This is a genomic window from Ruegeria sp. HKCCD6119, assembly GCF_013110585.1.
Taxonomy (GTDB): Bacteria; Pseudomonadota; Alphaproteobacteria; order Rhodobacterales; family Rhodobacteraceae; genus Ruegeria.
Genome location: NZ_WVQV01000006.1, coordinates 83,206 through 101,747 on the forward strand (window position 1 = coordinate 83,206; position 18,542 = coordinate 101,747).

The window sequence follows — 18,542 nt, forward strand, 5'->3', positions numbered from 1 at the left end:
TTCCGGGTTTTGTCAGCTTTGTTTCGCTTGGTTGAAGACGTCATACGATTCACTGTTCCTGCATGGTAAATGCCTTGAGTTCGGGAATCACAAGTCGCAGCCCGCGCAATTTAAGCGCTCTTTTCTCTGCCGTCGAATATCCGATACTCTGACGAACGACCCGCCAACAGGAATGCCCTGAGATGATCGAAATTCGCGACCTGCAATTGCTCAGTGCCTTGGCACGGCATCGGCATTTTGCCAAGGCGGCAGAGGAATGCGGGATATCTCAACCCGCGTTCTCGATGCGTATCCGTAACCTCGAAGACCGATTGGGCGTCTCTATCGTCCGCCGCGCCAACCGGTTTCAGGGTCTGACCGAAGAGGGCGAGATGATCGTCCAGCGGGCGCGTCGCATTCTCGATGACACCAAAGCACTGGAACAGCAGGTGCTGGCCACCAAGGGCGAGATCACCGGTACGCTGATCCTTGGCGTGATTCCGACGGCCATCGCCTTTACCGGGCGCCTCACCAAACGCTTTCGGCAAGCGCATCCGCGCATCGTTACGCGCATCGAAACCATGTCTGCCACCGCCATTCAACACCGGCTGGACGAAGGAAGCCTGGACGCCGGGATAACATATGGCGACAGCATCGGGACCGATCTGCGACAGGTGCAACCTTTGTACGAGGAAACCTATGTTCTGCTGGTTCCGTCACACATGACGGACGAAAACGGCCCCTTGCCTTGGGCGCGCGTGGCTGAATTTCCGCTGAGCCTGCTCGAGCCGCAGATGCAAAACCGGCGTATTCTGGATCGTATCTTTGCCGAACAGGGGCTGCACCCGGACGTGGTTGCCGAAACCAGCGGATTTACCGCGTCGATGGTGATGGCACGCGAGGGGCTGGCTGCCACGGTTGTGCCACGTGTCCTTATTCGGGCATTGGGCGAGTTGCAGGGGACAAAGGTGCTGCCGCTGGTCGATCCGATTGTCAGCAAACCGATCTGTCTGGCCACCCTGAGCCGAGATCCTGAACTGCCAACGGTGCAGGCACTGCGCGCTGTGGTGACGTCTTTACGGTGATAAGATGTCGTTATCGTGCGATTGCAAAAAGCGATTTGACGATATGCTAGCCTGATGAGACACGGGGCCTGAATCGGAGGGCATTATGGCACCATTAGACACCAAGCCATCAGGCGCACCCAAGGGCGTCTGGAAGTCAGGTAAAGGCAAGGGGCGGCACACGCCCAAAGGCCGACAGTTTACGGATGAAGCACAGGCCGAAATTGCGCGCCTGCTGGGCGACCGCCCACGCCGCCGCGACCTGTTGATCGAGTATTTGCATCTGATTCAGGACACGCACGGCCATATCAGCGCCGACCATATTGCCGCGCTGGCCGTCGAGATGCGGATCGGGCAGGCCGAGATTTACGAGACCGCGACCTTCTATGCCCATTTCGACGTGGTGAAAGAAGGTGAAACACAGCCCCCCGCGCTGACCATTCGTGTCTGTGACTCCCTGTCCTGCGAAATGGCTGGTGCGCAGCAGTTGAAAAAAGCGTTGGAGGATGGGCTTGACCCGTCCGAAGTGCGCGTTCTGCGCGCGCCCTGCATGGGGCGCTGCGACACCGCGCCGGTGCTGGAAATCGGTCACAACCATATCGACCACGCGACCCTCGAAAAGGTGCAGGCCGCGATTGCTGCGGATGACACCCATGCCCATTTGCCTGATTACGAGACCTTCTCGGCCTATGTCGAGAATGGCGGTTACGCCAAGCTGAATGAATTGCGCGAGGGCGGCGATTGGGAAGAGGTTCAGGAACAGGTTCTGGCCTCGGGCCTGCGCGGTTTGGGTGGCGCAGGTTTCCCGTCGGGCAAGAAATGGGGCTTTGTCCGCATGAATGACGGCCCGCGTTACCTGGCCGTGAACGGGGACGAGGGCGAACCCGGCACGTTCAAGGACCGCTATTACCTGGAACGCACCCCGCATGTCTTCCTTGAAGGCATGTTGATCGCCGCCTGGGCGGTCGAGGCTGAGACCTGCTTTATCTACATGCGTGACGAATACCCTGCGGTTCTGGAAATTCTGCGCCGCGAGATCGCCGCGCTGGAAGATGCCGGAATTGTTGAGCCTGGCTATATCGACCTGCGCCGTGGCGCAGGCGCCTATATCTGCGGTGAAGAATCCGCGATGATCGAGTCGATCGAGGGCAAGAAGGGCCTGCCGCGTCACCGCCCGCCTTTCGTGGCACAGGTCGGCGTATTCGGCCGGCCGACGCTGGTGCACAATGTCGAGACGCTCTACTGGGTATCCAAGATTTGCCGGGAAGGCCCGGAAATCCTCAATTCTTTTGAAAAGAATGGCCGCAAGGGGCTGCGCAGTTATTCGGTCTCGGGCCGGGTGGCGAAGCCCGGCGTCTACCTGCTGCCGGCAGGGTCGACCATTCTTGACGTGATTGATGCAGCCGGAGGCATGGCCGAAGGTCATGTGTTCAAGGCGTATCAACCGGGCGGGCCGTCGTCAGGTCTTCTCCCCTCCAGCATCGACGACGTCCCGCTCGATTTTGACACTCTACAGCCGCTGGGCACGTTTATCGGGTCTGCTGCGGTTGTGGTTCTGTCCGATCAGGACACCGCCCGCGATGCGGCGCTGAACATGCTGCGGTTCTTCGAGGACGAAAGCTGTGGCCAATGCACCCCCTGCCGGGCGGGCTGCGAAAAGGCGGTGAAGCTGATGCAGGCCGACACGTGGGACACAGACCTGCTGGAAGATCTGTGCCAGGTCATGGGCGATGCCTCGATCTGCGGCCTGGGGCAGGCGGCCCCGAACCCGATCCGCCTGGTCATGAAACATTTCGCCAATGAGATCTGAGGGAGACAGAGCCATGCTTGATGCAAGCCCAAACAAAACCGTCACCTTCAACCTGAACGGCGATGACGTCACCGTGCCCGAAGGCACCACCATCTGGGAAGCGGCCAATGGCCGTGGGCTGGTGATACCGCATCTGTGTCACAAACCGGCGCCGGGTTACAAACCCGATGGCAACTGCCGCGCCTGTATGGTCGAGGTGGAAGGCGAGCGCACGCTGGTCGCCTCGTGCATCCGCCCGGCTGCTGACGGGATGGTGGTCAAGACCGACAGTGACCGCGCCGAGAAATCGCGCGCCATGGTCATGGAACTGTTGGTGGCCGACCAGCCCGAGGTGGCGCATGACAAATCGAGCCACTTCTGGGACATGGCCAAGCTGAACGATGTCAGCGACAGCCGTTTCCCGGCGAAAGAGCCCGAGAAGATTCCGCTGCTGGATGACAGCCATGTGGCAATGCGGGTCAATCTGGATGCCTGCATCAACTGCAACCTCTGTGTCCGCGCCTGTCGCGACGTGCAGGTGAATGACGTGATCGGCATGGCTGGTCGCGGGCATACCGCTCAGGTGGTGTTCGACCAGAACGACCCGATGGGCGATTCAACCTGTGTCGCTTGTGGTGAATGTGTTCAGGCCTGCCCGACCGGCGCCCTGATGCCTGCAACCGTGCTGGACGACCAACAGCAGGGCGACAGCAAAGATTACGACTCTGAGACCGAAAGCGTCTGCCCGTTCTGCGGGGTGGGCTGCAAGGTTTCGCTGAAGGTCAAGGACGGCAAGGTCAAGTATGTCGAGGGTATCAACGGCCCGGCAAACGAAGGCCGTCTGTGCGTCAAGGGCCGGTTCGGGTTCGACTATATCCACCACCCGCATCGTCTGACCAAGCCACTGATCCGGCGCGAGGACGCGCCCGAGAAGGGGCTGAACGTCGATCCCGGCAACCTGTCGACCCATTTCCGCGAAGCATCATGGGAAGAGGCGATGGATCTGGCCGCAACCAGGCTGAAAGCCCTGCGCGACGAAGACCCGCGCAGCGTTGCGGGCTTTGGTTCGGCCAAATGCACCAACGAAGAGGCCTATCTGTTCCAGAAGTTCATCCGTCAGGGTTTCAAGCACAACAATGTCGACCACTGCACGCGGCTGTGCCACGCGTCGTCTGTTGCCGCTCTGATCGAGAATGTCGGCTCGGGTGCTGTGACCGCGACGTTCAATGAGGTCGAAAATTCGGACGTGGTTATCATCATCGGCGCCAACCCGATTGAAAACCATCCCGTCGCGGCGACCTATTTCAAACAGTTCGCCAAGCGCGGCGGCAAGCTGATCGTGATGGACCCGCGCGGCGTTGGTATGCGCAAGTTTGCCGACGAAATGCTGCAATTCCGGCCCGGTGCCGATGTCTCGATGCTGAACGCAATCATGAACGTGATCGTCGAGGAAGAGCTGTATGACAGCCAGTACATCCACCGCTGGACCGAGAACTGGGAGGCCGAGAAAGAGCACCTGCGCCAGTTCACGCCCGAGGCGATGGCACCGATCTGCGGCATCGAACCGGATCAGCTGCGCCGCGTTGCGCGCACCTTTGCGCAGGCCAAGGCCGGTCTGATCTTCTGGGGCATGGGCGTCAGCCAGCATATCCACGGCACCGACAATTCGCGCTGCCTGATCAGCCTTGCCCTGATGACGGGCAATGTGGGCAAGCCGGGCGCGGGTCTGCACCCGCTGCGGGGGCAGAACAACGTGCAGGGCGCGTCGGACGCAGGTCTGATCCCGATGTTCCTGCCGGACTACAAGACTGTTACCGATGACAGTATTCGCGCGCAGTTCACCAGTGTCTGGAACTCGGACGACTTCTCGAACGAGAAGGGCCTGACCGTCACCGAGATCATCGACCAAGCCTATGCGGGCAACATCAAGGGCATGTACATTCAGGGTGAAAACCCGGCCATGTCCGATCCGGATGTTGGCCACGCACGTGAGGCGCTGGCCAAGCTGGACCTGATGATCGTGCAGGACATCTTCCTGACCGAAACCGCGAACTATGCGGACATCATCCTGCCGGCCTCGGCGCTGTATGAAAAGAACGGCACGGTTTCGAACACCAACCGTCAGGTGCAACGTGTCCGTCCGGCCGTGGCGCCTCCGGGTGAGGCACGCGAGGATTGGAAGATCACGGTCGAACTGGCGCAGCGTATCGGTCTGAACTGGGATTATCCCGATGTGTCTGAGGTCTTTGCCGAGATGAAACTGACCATGGAGTCGCTGGACAATATCACCTGGGAACGGCTGGAAACCGAGACGATCACCTATCCTTCGCTCAGCGAAACCGATCCCGGCCAGTCAATCGTGTTCGGTGATGGTTTCCCCCGCGCGGGCGGCAAAGCAAGGTTCACACCGGCCAGCGTCATCCCGCCCGATGAGGCGCCCGATGACGAATACCCGATGATTGCCACCACCGGCCGTCAGCTGGAACATTGGCATACCGGTTCAATGACCCGCCGGGCAACGGTTCTTGACGCGGTCGAGCCCGAGGCCAACTGCTCGATGAACCCGCGCACTCTGAAGCTGATGGGAATTGATCCGGGCGAAATGATCCGCCTGACCACGCGTCGCGGTTCGATTGAAATCATGGTGCGCGCTGACCGGGCCATTGCCGAAGACATGGTGTTCATTCCGTTTGCCTATGTCGAAGCAGCGGCGAACATCCTGACGAACTCGGCCATCGACCCTTACGGCAAGATCCCCGAGTTCAAATTCTCGGCCATTCGTGTCGAAAAGATCGAGGATGCGATGGCAGCGGAATAAGATCGCGGCCAGACTGAACAAGGGCGGCCTCTGGAAGGGGCCGCTTTTTTCTTTGCCGCGCCGTCGTTCAAACGATTGCCTCATCTGACTTGCCCCGGCAATTCGTCGCGTTTTCATTTGGTCGCGGCACCACGCAAATTTCCGCACTGGCGATGGCATCGCGACCACCAACGAAATCGGAACCAGGCGTCCATAAGGCAATGTGAACACCCGTCACCTGCTGGTGCGAAACAAACGGATGGCTCAACGCGGCTTTTATTGGCAGCTGGTCAATAGTCACGCTCGAAGAACAGACCCAGGCCGGTTTCCCCTCGGCCATCGACCGTACCGCGCACCGTGAAATTGTCCGTGACATCGAGGTTTAGGTTCACTTCGGTGTCACCTTCGGTGTTCACGGTGAAATCCGTATAGAGGTTTTCACCCAGGTACGCGCCCGCGCCCAAACGGCCCGCGCCGCTTTCCGAAGCTCCTATGTCGACCGTGTCGACTCCGGTGGAGTCGCGGAGACCTTTGGTTGCATCACCACCCGCACCGCTAAGCTGCGCCAGTGATGCTGCCATTTGCGCGATCAGGAAAGGCGAGATTTCTGAAAACCGGTTCCCGAACAGCAACATTGCCAGCGCTTCTTCAGCCGGACGTTCAGGGTCGGAAAACACATTGACCTCAGGTGAATCCAGCGGGCCGGCAATTTCGATCGTCGCGGTGCCGTCAGACGTGCTGGCTGAAGACTCGAACTCGATATACGGGGTCAGGTCGCCCTGCAACGTGACGATCCCCTTGGTCAGTGCCAATCTGCGGCCCAGAATGTCGAAATTCCCTCGGATCAGTTCGATCTGACCGGACGGAACAACAGAGGCGGTAGTGCCGCCGATGAAAATTCGACCCCCCAGTTCTGCGTTCACCCCGCGTCCTCTGACGAAAACCGCCTTGGGTGCAAGCAGGCTGATATCCAGCGCAATACGGGATGCGCTTTTCTCCGATCCTTCGGTCACGACCAATCCGGCCCGCTCTCGCGTGATGAAACCGGCGCGACTTTCGTTGATGTGCTGGATGTCCGGGATAGGTGCCGCGCCTACCGCGCCGGACGCGGCGGCAAGGTTGATGTTGGTTTCGTCAAACGTGATCTGACCGGCAAGCGAACTGTTTCCGGCCAACGCCCCGGTCATGGCAATCTGACCGTTCAGGGTGGTTTCATACAGCAACCGGTCTGTCAGCACCAGGTTGTTCAGGGTGGTGGTAATCTGGGCGTTGAACGGAGGGGTCAGGTCAACAGGCCCGTTGACGGTAAAGTTGCCTCCCGCCCGAACTCCGCCATTCAGTGTAATGTTTGCGCGACTTTGCGCCAGATCCACCTGACCACTGATCCCGGTAATGGTCTGACCAGCACCCGGAATGGCAAGGGATGTGCCCGAAGTGGTGACTGAACCGCTCAGCGACGCCAGCGCCGGAGCACCCTTGAGTGCCAGATCGAAGCGCGCCGACCCGTCGATCTTGTTGGGTGTGATGAAGACATTCGCGATCCCAAGGTTGATGCCGCCCTGTGCCTTCAGATCCGCCTGACCGCTGGTTTCATCAAAGGTGCCAGCCAACGTGGTGTCTATGTCGGCAGGCCCTTGCGCCTTGGCGTCAATCGTCCAGACACCGTTATCGCGTTTGGCCGTTCCCTTTGCTGCCACAGTGCCGGGAAATTCGGGAACGAACCGCTCGATCCGGTTCAGTTTGGCGTCAAAATCCACATCAGCCGAGCCATTCTGGCCGACTGTTCCTTGAAGGCTGGCGTAAGAGCTGTCAGGCCCGTCCAGGCGGGCAGTGCCTTCCAACCCAGAGCCGGTCGGAGCGACGTTCCCGCTCAGGTTCAGCGGGCCGGACAAGGTTTGCGACAGACGGGCAAGGTCATCCAGTTTGGCGGAAAAGTCCAAACCGCCGGCGTCTCGGTTCAGCTTGCCCGATGCATTCGCCGAAAGGGCCGTTCCAATCAGTTGGAACGTACGGATATCCAGGCCTTCATCGTCGTTCATCGCGTCCACGGTCAGGTTCGTTCGCCCCTGGATCAGGTCGTCAACGGCGTCGATCCCGGTTTTGATGTCGTCCGCCGCCAGATTGCCTTTTACGTCGAACGCTTTGCTGCCGACTGCGCCCTTGCCGACAATATCCGCACGGATCGCCCCTGCCAGATCGCGTTTTGCAAGGCTTGAAAACGGTGACAGGTCCGGGATGTTCAGATTGACCTGCCCGTCAATGGCAAGGGCTTTCCTTGGGTCGTCTATGGTGGCAGAGGCCTTGACGGTCAGGGCTGAACCGTTCACCGATGCGTCGCGGATCACAATCTGTTCCTGGCTCAGCGCACCGTCGAACGTGATCTCGTTGCGACCGACCAACAGCGGGTCGATCTCGGCCAGACCGGTTTTGATATCCCGGCCCGATACGCTGGCCGTGCCGTCAAACTCCAGCGTCTGAACAGTTCCTTTTCCGTTCAGTTTCGCTTGCACTGCTCCCCCAAGCTCGCGTTTGGCAAGGCCCGAAAACACGGACAGGTCCCGGGAATTGACCGTCGCCTGACCATCGATCGTCACGTTGCCATCAGGGGTCGTTACGGTGCCGTCGGCCTGGGCGCGCAAGGTATCACCGATCAGGGTGAAATCTTGGATGGTTATGCCATCTGCGCCACGCTTGGCGTCGAGCGTTATTGCTGTGTTGCCCTTGATCACCGGATCGATGTCATCACGCCCGGTCGAGAGGTCGGTTCCTTCGACCTCCAGTTTGCCGTCGAAACTGCCTTCCAGTGGTGAGCCTTTACCGTTTAGACGGGCCGAGACCTGGCCTCCCAGCTCCAGTTGGGCCAGTTCCGAAAACCGGGACAAATCCGTGGCTTCCAAAGTGGCGGTGCCGTCGATGGCCAAACCGGTGGACAGGCCGCTGACCAATGCGTCGACACCCAATTCGTAATCTGAACCAACCAGTTCGAGACCGGTCAGGTTCAGGGATTGGTCACTGCCATAGTCAAAGGTGCCATCCAGAGTGATGAGGTCGCCTATTGCTGCATTCAGGGCCTCGTCCGCCAGATCAATTCCGTCCAACGCGGCCTGCAGATTGCCATTGATTTTTAGCGCTGCGCCCTGTTCCAAGGTCCCGTGAGCAGTAATTTGCGCGCGCTCCAAATTAACTTGCTCGGCCTGCACGGCGTTCGCAGTCAGGCTCAGGTCCCAATGATTGCCGTTTTTTTCGTCGTACAGCGCCGAAATCTGTGCCGCTCCAACGGACGTGTCACCGCCCGAGGCTGGAAGAGTTACCCTTTCACCCTCCGGTGGCGTTATGCGTCCTTGCAGGGCCGCGAGTTGCAATCGCCCACCTGCCGCCAACTGTAACTGGCCTTTCAGGTTCAGTGCTTGTGACGAGATCTCAAGTTCGTCAATTTCCAGCGCACCTTCAGGTTGGGTTCGCCCATCCACATAGAGCTGTGTTTTGGCACCGAAAAACGTATCCATTTCATCGGCGACAAAAGGTGTCAAATCACCGCCGAGATCGGCAGTAAACGCAATGCCCTCTTCCGCGCTGGCCGCGGCAGTCGGGGCCGAGCGTAACCGAACCTGCCCTGTCACCCGAGGCTGACCATCGCTGCTGAGACCGATATCGGCCGTAAAATCGGTCACGGGCCCGGACCCTTTCGCTGTCAGCGCGATAGGCGGGGTATCCGGCATTTCAAGAGCGGTCGAGATCAGGCCGCCCGCTGCCTCTGTCACCTGAACGTCAATATTGATCTGGCTGTTTGAATTCTGAAAGCCCGCGGCCAACTTGATCTCATCGCCCGCCCGGTCCAGCCGCGTGATATCAAGGTTGGTGTCCAGCGTTCCGTCGGCCAGTGACAGGTTGCCACTAACCGCCAGTTCTGCGGCCACTCCGATCAGGGGCTGGCCCAAAGCCAGCTCGTCGATGCGAATTTCACCGATTTCGATGGCTACGGGCAGTTCAGGCAGTTGGAAGCCTTTTGTTTCTGCGGTTGGCGGCGGCGTGTCTTTGGTGGTGGTGCCCGGCGCACGGGCAACGTCGATTTCTTGTGCAGTCAAGGCATTGACCGAGAACCGCCCACGGATCAAAGCCAGCCGGTTCCAGTCAAGTTCGGCGTCCTTTATAGTCAGCCAGACCCCTTCGTCATCGGCAACCGTGATCTCGGCAATCGTGGCACGTGAACTCAGTGCACCTTGCAGGCCCTTGACGGTGACGTTCTGATCGTCGCCCGACAGGGTATCCTGCAGGAACCGCTCAATCATGCTGCCGCCTTCGTCCTCCTGCGGATGTCCGGCCACAGGCACGATTGCCAGCGCGGCGATCAGCAGAGGATATGAAAGGTGCCGTCTCAAAATGCCTGTCCGATCCCGATATAGAACTGTAGCCCGTCCCCGGTGGGACCGCTGACAGGATAGGCCAGATCAAGACGCAAGGGGCCAAACCCGCCCAGATCGTATCTTACGCCGATACCGGCGCCCGAGTGGTCTTCCGCGCCGCTGCCGACAAACGAAGATGTATCGACGACACCGTAGTCGTAAAACCCGACAAGCGACAGGCTGTCGGTCACCTTGCCTCGGATCTCGCCGGACAAGCCAATAAATGACTTGCCGCCCGCGACGCCGCTTCCGACCGGAATGCCGAGGCTTTCATACGGCTGCCCGCGAACGGTTCCCGCACCGCCCGAGAAGAACAGAAAGTCGGGCGTGACGCCATTTGCGGGTGGGCCGATTACCGATCCCAGTTGCGCCCGCCCCGCCAGTACAACCCGTCCTCCGGTGCCAAGGCTGGTATAGGCACGACCGTCGAAAAACAGACGAATTCCCGTGTCGCTGCCGGAAAACCCGACAAAGGGCATGATCTGGGAATCCAGATAGAAACCGCGCGTTGCACTGACTTTGCTGTCACGCTCATCCCATTCGGATCGGAACGGCACGATGAAATACCTGAACTTGCGCCCGCTGCCATATGCGTCATCCGCGTCCGACCACTGGAACCCGGCCGATGCCTCGGCGTAAAGATTGTCCGAGAACGTCCGGCGCGCACCATAGGCCAGCGAAGCCACCGTCACATTGTAGTTTTCCGTGTTGCGGCGTTCCAGCAGGGCGCTCCAGAAGGTGTTGTCATCAGGTCCAAGCCGGTCAGGTTGATCCAGACGCAGCCCGATCCGGCCATCAATATCCTCTGCACCGCCAATATTTCGAACCGCCGCTTCGAAGCGCAGACGTTCTGCGCGCCTGAACATATTGCGATGGGTCCACGTCGCCGTCACATCCACACCATCGCGAGAGGCCAGTTCGACACCAAAGGTCAACCGACGTTTGGGCAGGTCTTCGAACGTGGCGTCGAAATCCAGTGTGCCATCGGGGTTTGGAGTCTCTCGTTCCTGCAACGAGACCACGTTGAACGTGCCGGTCCGGCGCAACCGTGTTCCCACCTTCTGGATTTTCTCAGGGGAATAGACCTCTCCACTTGGGAACCCGGCGATCTTTTCGATGGATCTGTGGCGTACATCTGAATTGCCCTTGATGAACATCTTGCCAAATGTCAGCCTGCGCCCGGGATCAAGGTCGATCTGGGCATCCAGACGAGCTTGGGCGTGGCGCGCGATGATTGTCTGACCCGCAATTCCGGCTTTTGCGTGACCCGCGTCCCTCCATCCCTGAACACCGGCCGAGGAGGCCTGTTGAATGGCACCGGTCGTCGCCAGTTTCCCGGGGGCAAAATCCTCGGGGAGTTTGGTTTCAGGGGCCAGGGGCTGAACAGTGGCGGTGCCGAATTTGAAGCTTGGCCCGGTTTCAACGGCAATCGCAGCACGGTTTATTTGTGCAGGCACCGTGAGAGAGCTCAGCTCGGCCGCTTCCTGTCCATCAAGCTTGATGCTGACGACCGGGCTGAAATAGCCCTCGTCGTAAAGGATTTGCACGATCGTACGGTAATCCGACAAGGCCGCCGAGAGGATTTCAAGCGGGGTGTCGAGGCCGCGTTCTTCAGCCGTGGTTACTGAGGATGTCTGCTTGAGACGTTCAACCAGTTCTTTCGATGCACCAGGGGCGGTGAGAGACGTTTCCAGCGCCGCCAGCGTGGTTGGGGCCAAAGTCACAACTGTGGCCATCAGCCAGCGCCCCAGGCGGCATTGCCGCTTGCTCCTTTGCATGAATTGCCCCAACTGTCCCAATTCCAGTTCTCTTGTCCGTGTCGTGCACGGCCCTTTGAATTCAGGTTAGAGCATCTGAAAGCGGATGGGGAAAGGAATTATACATGAGACGAGAATTTTTTCGGCCAAATTGTGTTGAGGTTGCCGCCCGGCTATTCGGCTGCCATCAGGCGGGCCACGTCCAGCATTCGCGCCGAGAAGCCCCATTCGTTGTCGTACCAGCCAAAGACCCTGACCTGATTTTCACCCACCATACGGGTCTCGGGCCCGGCAACAACCAGCGATTCAGGGCGGGACCGCAAGTCGGACGAGACCAGCGGCAAATCAGTCCAGCCAAGCACCGGGGATGCAGCAACGGATTGTTTCAGGGCTTGATCGAAGGTTTCGGCGCTCATGCCGCGCTGCAATGTGACCACGAGGTCCACGGCTGACACACTTGCCGTCGGAACGCGGACAGCCGCGCCCGAGATACGCCCGGCCAGATGCGGAAGGACGACATCGATCAGGTGCATCGCGCTCGATGTGGTCGGAACCATCGACAGCGCCCCCGCCCGGGAACGGGCAAGGTCGCCGCGCGGCGCATCCACCATCGGTTGACTGTTGGTATAGCAGTGGATGGTGGTCATGTGCCCCGACACGATACCGCCGATATCGTCGATGACCTTGACCAGTGGCACCAGCCCATTGGTGGTGCAGGATGCGTTTGACACAATCCGGGCGCTGCCCAACTGGTCTTCGTTCGCACCCAGAACGATGGTGACATCAGCAGCAGGGGAGGGGCCTGAGATCAGTACTTTGCCTGCGCCCGCAGACAAACCGCGACGCGCAACGTCCGAACTGCGGGCGATACCCGTACAATCCAGCATGACGTCAACGCCTGACAGATCAACGCGGGACAGATCATCGCTGTGGGTCATGGGAATCGAGTGCCCATCCACGATCAGCGCGGCGTTCCCTGTGGACACATCGCCGGAATAGGGGCCAAACGTGCTGTCGTATTTGAACAGGTATGCACAGGTGTCCAGCGGCGCGATGTCATTGATCAGCACCAGCTCGATATCTGACCCTGCCGGCAGGGCCAGAACCTGCCGCAGGATCGTACGGCCAATACGGCCGAATCCGTTTATTGCGAGTTTCATGCGCAAGCTATGGCAGGCCGGTCCGGCGACCTCAATGCCTGATCTGACGCTGTGTCAGTTGCAGCTGACCTGCGAGAAAAACTGGCCCGAGATGTTCTGGTACATGCTGGCCACGATCGGCTTGCACCCGGTTGCCTGCTGAATCGCGGCAATGGCCTGAACGGTGCGCAGGCGCGGTGGCGGACCGAATGGGTTGAGGTTGTTGTTGTCACGCGTGGCGCGATAGACAACCGGCGCATCGGAAACCTGTGTCACCGCCCAGGTGCGGCTCATGACGAACACGGATTTGGTTTCTTCCTTGGCCGAGATGGGGGATGCAAAAAGGGCCGCGGATGAAGCGAGTGCTGCGACGGCCAGCAGGGCAGGGCGTAGTTTCATGGAACAATCTCCAGTGCTCAAAATCAGAATTTACTTGGATTTCAGCAAATTCCGGCCCGCCTGTGAAGCCCCAAGGTCAGAAATTTGCGACGCCACCCCGTCGGGCAGGTGTTACCGACGAGCTGTGGGCAATGGCAAATGCCGGTTGCAGCACCTGTGCCGCCAATGCCTGACCCACCCCGGATCGCCTGTGTTGCGGGCTTGCGAACAGGGGGCACGCAGACAGATTTTTTGGTATGCTTCGAAGGTACGTGTCGGGGGCTTGGCCCTGCCGGGTTAGGGGTATAACCTTGACCACAAATGATTTCAGCTCTGCGAGGCCGCCATGAATGCCCCAAGTTTTACCGCCATCGCCGCATGCGGCATTCTATTGATGAACACCGTGGTCGAGGCCAAGCCGCTGTCCCGAATCATAGCCGAGATGGGGTTGTCTCCGGCAGATTTCGAAGTGGTCAACGCAGCCTCGAACGCGCTTTTGACCAGCGGTACGCCTTCCGTGGGCCAGGAACTGTCATGGAAGAATGACGACACGGGTTCCAAAGGGACAATCCGGGTACGATCGGTACAGGGAAACTGCGTTGGTCTTCAGCATGTGATTCAGCCGGACGGCGGTGATCAGAGCAGGGAAATCCGAACCCGCCGGTGCAACGACGGCAACGGCAATTGGATCCTTACGCCCTGATCATCAGCTCAGATTTCAGTAACCCTGATCACGATTGACTTCATGCAGCAAGGCCGCGCCGGAGCTGAGGCGCCGGAAGTTTTCAGCCACATCCGACAAGGCGTCGCCCAGATGCCAGCCTGAAACATGTGGTGTGATCGTCACACCGGGGTGGCGCCATAGCGGGCTGTCTTGTGGCAAAGGTTCCTGCGAGGTGACGTCCAAAACGGCATGGCCCGGAACCCCTGCGTCCAGTGCCGCGATAAGGGCGCCCTCATCAATCAGATTTCCGCGCCCGGCGTTCAGCAGCTGACTGCCGGGTTTCATCGCCGCCAGCATCCGGGCATCAAACAGGCCAGCGGTCTGAGGGGTCGAGGGCAGGATGGCGCAAACGTGGTCACATTGGCCAAGAAGCGCGGGCAACGCGTCCTGCCCATGCATGCAAGTTACGCCTTCAATGGCTTTGGGCGTACGGCTCCAGCCCATGACTTGAAAGCCCACGGCGTGCAGCATCCGCGCGGTGCGGGCGCCGATGTGGCCAAGACCCAGAACACCGACCACGGTGTCCGGGGTAAAAACCGGTGCTCGCGGGGACCACTCGGCGCGGGTTTGAGCCGCTTCGTGAAACGCCATGTGTCGCTGAGCGCGCAGGATATAGGCCAGAAACCACTCGGCAATGCCCTGTGCCGGTGCGTCAGGCTTCAGGCGGGTGATGCGAACGTGACCGGGCAGACCGGGATGGCTGACAATGGTCTCGACCCCTGCGCCCAGCTTTTGAACCAGTTTCAGGTTCGGCAATCGCGTCGGGTGGTCACGTTGCATGTCAACCACGGCCAGCATGGTTATGTCATCAGGATTGCCCAGCGTTTCGGCGGTGCGGATATCCGCATCCGGTAACACGGCCTGTAAACTGCGGGCAATTTCGTCATCACTTATCCAGTTGGACAGCCCGGTTTCGATCAACAACGCCATGTGCGGCTCCTGCATATGTTAGATGTGGTGACGTCCCGTCACTGCGGTGGACAGGGCCCGGGCAGTTAAGCCATCCTTGCGGCGAAAGTATAGCCCGGACCCGGTGCTTCAGAGGGACATTTCCGAAAACATGACAATCAGCCTGGCCGTGCAAATTCATGATCATCTGCAAGACGTTGCTGATATGACCGGGGTCGAGGTCACTCGGATGGATGACGCATGTGTCCCTGGCGGTAATGGCGAAACTGATCGCAAGGCCGGCGTGTCCTACATTTTCGCCGCCAAAGTCGGAATGGGGAAAGTGTTTGAACGCCTGGGTTCAGACAAACGGAAACGATTTGCGCAAGAACAAACCTGAGGATCACATGGCGGAAGCGCTCGACTTTACCAACACGACTTATTTTCATCAGCGCGAGGACGGGGCGTTTGTTGGTAACGATGCCGCGCGCGGGCCTTGGTCTGCCGCACATTGCCACGCGGGGCCGGTCAGCGGCTTGATCGTACGGGCCGCGGAAACCGAAATCGGCCCCGAGAAGATGCTGACCCGACTGACTGTCGATTTGCTGAGGCCGCTCCCGCTGGCCGGGCTTCGCGTTGCGGCAGAGACCACGCGCCACACAAAGACGCTTGGGACCACGCGGGTCACGGTGCACGATCTGGACGATACGTTGTGCGCCACGGCAACAACCATGCACCTGTTGCGGCGCGATCTGGGGCAGGTGCCGAATGTCGAGATGGATGCGCCGAAAATGGAGGACGTTGTCGATGGCCCTTTTCCGATAGGTGAAATTCGCCACGATCTGCCAGGCTTTGCCCATTACAGCGATATTCGCTATCCCGCAGGGGGAAAACAGGGGGCCGGGCCCAAAACGATTTGGATGCGTACTCCGCAGCTTTTGCAGGGCGAGGATCAATCGCCCATACAGGCCCTGTGCCCGTTGGCCGATTGTGGAAACGGTATCTCATGGAATGCGCCGACCACTGAAATGGGGTTCATGAATACGGACCTGACCGTGCATATCCACCGTGAACCGGTTTCGGATTGGCTGGCCTCAAAATCGATTTCGCATTGGCAGCCTTCCGGCATCGGCATGTCTCAGTCCGTCCTCTTTGATACGCAAGGTCCGGTGGGCACAGCGCTGCAAACACTGGTTCTGTTCCCGCCGACCTGATGGTGGGCCGGATTTCGCATCGGGAGTGAAAATGTCGTTGCCGCCACGCGGACGGAGACCTATCTTGCGCCTATGCGTTATCTTATAACCACTATGATCCTTTGTTTGCCGATGCAGGCCAACGCCCACCCCCATGTCTTCATTGATACCGGGCTGGAGTTCATCGTGGATGACGCTGGTCAACTGACCCATGTTCGCGTGACCTGGGCGTATGACGAATTCTACTCGTTGTTGGTTCTGGAAGACATGAAGCTGGATCAGGATGCTGACGGCGTTCTGACGGAAAGCGAAGAACGGTTCCTGACCGGGTTCGATACGCAGTGGGTGGAAGGATATAACGGCGATCTTGTCGTTACCACAGACGGAACCCCCGTCGCGCTGTCGGGCCCGATGGAGGCGCAGGCGACAGTTGAAGACGGGCGCGTTGTCACCACGCATCTCAGGGCGGTGGAGGCCGGTTCCGTCGCGGCCACGGCGCTGTCTGCGAAAGCGTTTGATGAGACGTTTTATACCGCCTACGAGGTGACGCGACCCGTGACCGTGACGGGCCCCGCCGCGTGCCAGATTGACCGGTTTGACCCGGATATCGACGGCGAACTGGCCCAGATGCAGGCCTTTCTGCTGACCCTGGACGCCGACTATGACCTCGAGGAAAATGACATCCCTCTGGTCGGTGAACGTTTTGCCACCGAGATCCGCGTATCATGTCCCGCTACCTGATCCTGCCTGTCGGCCTGGCGATTGCACTGCTGCTCTGGTTTTGGGGCAGCGGAGGCTTTGACAGCCTTGCGGCCTGGGCTGCGGGGGAGCAACGAGAATTCCAGAACCAGATCGCCCGGTCCTTGCGTGCCGCGCGTGCCGAGCAACCCGAGGCGGTGGCAACGCTGTTGACGGTCTGTTTCGCCTACGGGTTCTTTCATGCCATCGGCCCCGGCCACGGAAAGGTCCTGATCGGGGGTTACGGTTTGGGTCGGCGTGTCGCCTTCTGGCGGTTGTCGGCGATCAGTGTATTGTCCAGCCTGGGGCAGGCGGTGACGGCCGTCGTCTTGGTCTATGCCGGGGTGCTGGTGTTCCAGATGTCCCGCGAAAGCCTTGTTGGAACGACGGAACAGGTCATGGCTCCGATCAGCTACGGAGCGATCGCCCTTATCGGTCTTTGGCTGGTGGTCCGGTCCTTGCGCAGTTTCGCAAAGAGACGGAATACCACATCGCTCCATGAGCACCATCATCATGAAAACGATCACACCCATCACCCTCACCACGATGGAGAAGTCTGTTCAGATTGCGGCCACCGCCATGGCCCGACCGCGCAGGAAGTTGCAAATGTGGGTTCACTGCGCGAGGCCCTGATCCTGATTGCGGGCATCGCGGCGCGACCGTGCACAGGGGCTTTGTTCGTACTGATCCTGACGTGGCAGATGGGCATCGCGATGGTCGGTATCGCCGGGGCTTTTGCCATGGCATTGGGCACGGCGCTGGTGACGACATTGGTGGGATGGACGTCCGTTGGCCTTCGCGGAGGTCTGCTGGCCTCAGCCTCAGCTACACGGTTCGCATCGGTGCTGGCCCCAACCATCGAACTGGTGGCCGGGCTGATCATTGCCGTGATCGCAAGTGGTTTGCTGCTGCGTGCGATTTAGGTCAGTCGAACACCGGTTCCGGATATCCGACCCGCGCCAGATACAACCCCTGCGGCGGGCATACTGGCCCGCAGGCCGCACGGTCGGCAGCTTCCAGCGCCTCGCGCACCTCTTCAGGGGTCCACGCTCCGGCGCCCACACGTTCCAGCGTTCCGACGAAACTGCGCACCTGATTGTGCAGGAATGACCGAGCCCTTACGTGGAAATGGACCTCGGGGCCGGAAAATCCCTGAACCTGTTCAACCCGCAACTCATCCAGAGTTTTGACCGGGCTGGCCGCCTGGCAAATCGACGACCTGAAGGTCGTGAAATCATGGCAACCCAGCAGCATGTTCGCCGCTTCCTGCATGGCCTCGACATCCAGCGGATGATTGATCTGCCAAACCTGCCCTTTGTCATGGGTTGCAGGCGCGCGTCGCATCAGGATGCGGAACAGGTATTGCCGTTCGACCGCCGAAAACCGCGCGTGCCAATCGTCGGTCACGCGTGCGGCGTCCACGATCGCCACCGGCTGCGGTTTGAGGTGATAGTTTAGCGCCTCGGACAGGCGGAACGGGTCCCACTCCTTGGCCATGTCGCAATGGGCGACCTGACCCAACGCATGAACCCCGGCGTCGGTACGCCCTGCGGCAGCAATCGTATGCGCACCCGGCTGGATACGGGACAGGGCCTGTTCGATTGCGCCCTGCACGGACGGCTGATCCTTCTGCCGCTGCCATCCGGCAAACGGTTCCCCCTGGTATTCGACTTTCAACGCGTATCTGGGCATG

At 59.8% G+C, this 18,542-nt stretch carries 14 protein-coding genes; 8 read left to right on the top strand and 6 right to left on the bottom strand.

Annotation, left to right across the window (positions count from 1 at the left end; genetic code table 11):
• Positions 1–182 precede the first annotated feature (182 nt).
• The 3 genes from GS611_RS14400 to fdhF all read left to right on the top strand — a co-directional run bounded on the left by GS611_RS14400 (position 183) and on the right by fdhF (position 5,650).
• The gene (locus GS611_RS14400; RefSeq protein WP_171636780.1) at positions 183–1,064 is read left to right on the top strand and encodes a LysR family transcriptional regulator; all 882 of its coding nucleotides are present in this window, start codon (positions 183–185) and stop codon (positions 1,062–1,064) included.
• 85 nt (positions 1,065–1,149) lie between these two features.
• The gene (locus GS611_RS14405; protein ID WP_171636782.1) at positions 1,150–2,853 is read left to right on the top strand and encodes an NAD(P)H-dependent oxidoreductase subunit E; all 1,704 of its coding nucleotides are present in this window, start codon (positions 1,150–1,152) and stop codon (positions 2,851–2,853) included.
• Positions 2,854–2,866: 13 nt separating this feature from the next.
• A complete protein-coding gene (gene fdhF, locus GS611_RS14410) occupies positions 2,867–5,650 on the top strand; it encodes a formate dehydrogenase subunit alpha (RefSeq protein ID WP_171636784.1) in 2,784 nt (927 codons plus the stop codon).
• Between the two features lie 269 nt (positions 5,651–5,919).
• On the opposite strand, the gene GS611_RS14415 is transcribed toward fdhF, so the two are convergent.
• From GS611_RS14415 to GS611_RS14430, 4 genes are all read right to left on the bottom strand, one after another.
• A complete protein-coding gene (locus tag GS611_RS14415; protein WP_253285063.1) occupies positions 5,920–10,008 on the bottom strand; it encodes a translocation/assembly module TamB domain-containing protein in 4,089 nt (1,362 codons plus the stop codon).
• Positions 10,005–11,810, bottom strand: a complete 1,806-nt coding sequence (locus GS611_RS14420) for an autotransporter assembly complex family protein (protein WP_171636786.1) — start codon at positions 11,808–11,810, stop codon at positions 10,005–10,007. The genes GS611_RS14415 and GS611_RS14420 overlap by 4 nt, the downstream gene beginning before the upstream one ends.
• A gap of 152 nt (positions 11,811–11,962) precedes the next feature.
• Complete coding sequence (locus tag GS611_RS14425) at positions 11,963–12,949, bottom strand: type I glyceraldehyde-3-phosphate dehydrogenase (RefSeq protein ID WP_171636788.1); 987 nt, start codon at positions 12,947–12,949, stop codon at positions 11,963–11,965.
• 54 nt (positions 12,950–13,003) lie between these two features.
• On the bottom strand, positions 13,004–13,327 hold the full coding sequence (locus tag GS611_RS14430; RefSeq protein ID WP_170344942.1) for a hypothetical protein: 324 nt from the start codon (positions 13,325–13,327) through the stop codon (positions 13,004–13,006).
• Between the two features lie 325 nt (positions 13,328–13,652).
• On the opposite strand from GS611_RS14430, the gene GS611_RS14435 reads away from it, so the two are divergent.
• The gene (locus tag GS611_RS14435; protein ID WP_171636789.1) at positions 13,653–14,009 is read left to right on the top strand and encodes a hypothetical protein; all 357 of its coding nucleotides are present in this window, start codon (positions 13,653–13,655) and stop codon (positions 14,007–14,009) included.
• A 15-nt stretch (positions 14,010–14,024) separates the two neighbouring features.
• On the opposite strand, the gene GS611_RS14440 is transcribed toward GS611_RS14435, so the two are convergent.
• Complete coding sequence (locus tag GS611_RS14440) at positions 14,025–14,960, bottom strand: glyoxylate/hydroxypyruvate reductase A (RefSeq protein WP_171636791.1); 936 nt, start codon at positions 14,958–14,960, stop codon at positions 14,025–14,027.
• A 130-nt stretch (positions 14,961–15,090) separates the two neighbouring features.
• Between GS611_RS14440 and GS611_RS14445 the strand changes: the two genes are divergently transcribed.
• The 4 genes from GS611_RS14445 to GS611_RS14460 all read left to right on the top strand — a co-directional run bounded on the left by GS611_RS14445 (position 15,091) and on the right by GS611_RS14460 (position 17,772).
• A complete protein-coding gene (locus GS611_RS14445; RefSeq protein WP_171636793.1) occupies positions 15,091–15,318 on the top strand; it encodes a hypothetical protein in 228 nt (75 codons plus the stop codon).
• A 7-nt stretch (positions 15,319–15,325) separates the two neighbouring features.
• Complete coding sequence (locus GS611_RS14450) at positions 15,326–16,132, top strand: thioesterase family protein (protein ID WP_171636795.1); 807 nt, start codon at positions 15,326–15,328, stop codon at positions 16,130–16,132.
• Between the two features lie 72 nt (positions 16,133–16,204).
• Positions 16,205–16,852, top strand: coding sequence for a DUF1007 family protein (locus GS611_RS14455; RefSeq protein ID WP_171636797.1), 648 nt, complete (start codon positions 16,205–16,207; stop codon positions 16,850–16,852).
• Positions 16,837–17,772: a nickel/cobalt transporter gene (locus GS611_RS14460; protein WP_171636799.1), complete on the top strand. Its 936-nt coding sequence runs from the start codon at positions 16,837–16,839 to the stop codon at positions 17,770–17,772. The genes GS611_RS14455 and GS611_RS14460 overlap by 16 nt, the downstream gene beginning before the upstream one ends.
• A gap of 1 nt (position 17,773) precedes the next feature.
• Here GS611_RS14460 and truA read toward each other — a convergent pair whose 3' ends face one another.
• Complete coding sequence (gene truA, locus GS611_RS14465) at positions 17,774–18,541, bottom strand: tRNA pseudouridine(38-40) synthase TruA (protein ID WP_171636801.1); 768 nt, start codon at positions 18,539–18,541, stop codon at positions 17,774–17,776.
• Position 18,542 lies beyond the last annotated feature (1 nt).

Excerpts from the sequence above, each read along its gene's own strand:
- truA (WP_171636801.1), bottom strand. The coding sequence starts at position 18,541 with ATGCCCAGATACGCGTTGAAAGTCGAATACCAGGGGGAACCGTTTGCC.
- GS611_RS14400 (WP_171636780.1), top strand. The coding sequence starts at position 183 with ATGATCGAAATTCGCGACCTGCAATTGCTCAGTGCCTTGGCACGGCAT.
- GS611_RS14445 (WP_171636793.1), top strand. The coding sequence starts at position 15,091 with ATGACAATCAGCCTGGCCGTGCAAATTCATGATCATCTGCAAGACGTT.
- GS611_RS14405 (WP_171636782.1), top strand. The coding sequence starts at position 1,150 with ATGGCACCATTAGACACCAAGCCATCAGGCGCACCCAAGGGCGTCTGG.
- GS611_RS14455 (WP_171636797.1), top strand. The coding sequence starts at position 16,205 with ATGCGTTATCTTATAACCACTATGATCCTTTGTTTGCCGATGCAGGCC.
- GS611_RS14440 (WP_171636791.1), bottom strand. The coding sequence starts at position 14,960 with ATGGCGTTGTTGATCGAAACCGGGCTGTCCAACTGGATAAGTGATGAC.
- GS611_RS14460 (WP_171636799.1), top strand. The coding sequence starts at position 16,837 with ATGTCCCGCTACCTGATCCTGCCTGTCGGCCTGGCGATTGCACTGCTG.
- fdhF (WP_171636784.1), top strand. The coding sequence starts at position 2,867 with ATGCTTGATGCAAGCCCAAACAAAACCGTCACCTTCAACCTGAACGGC.
- GS611_RS14450 (WP_171636795.1), top strand. The coding sequence starts at position 15,326 with ATGGCGGAAGCGCTCGACTTTACCAACACGACTTATTTTCATCAGCGC.
- GS611_RS14420 (WP_171636786.1), bottom strand. The coding sequence starts at position 11,810 with ATGCAAAGGAGCAAGCGGCAATGCCGCCTGGGGCGCTGGCTGATGGCC.
- GS611_RS14425 (WP_171636788.1), bottom strand. The coding sequence starts at position 12,949 with ATGAAACTCGCAATAAACGGATTCGGCCGTATTGGCCGTACGATCCTG.
- GS611_RS14435 (WP_171636789.1), top strand. The coding sequence starts at position 13,653 with ATGAATGCCCCAAGTTTTACCGCCATCGCCGCATGCGGCATTCTATTG.
- GS611_RS14430 (WP_170344942.1), bottom strand. The coding sequence starts at position 13,327 with ATGAAACTACGCCCTGCCCTGCTGGCCGTCGCAGCACTCGCTTCATCC.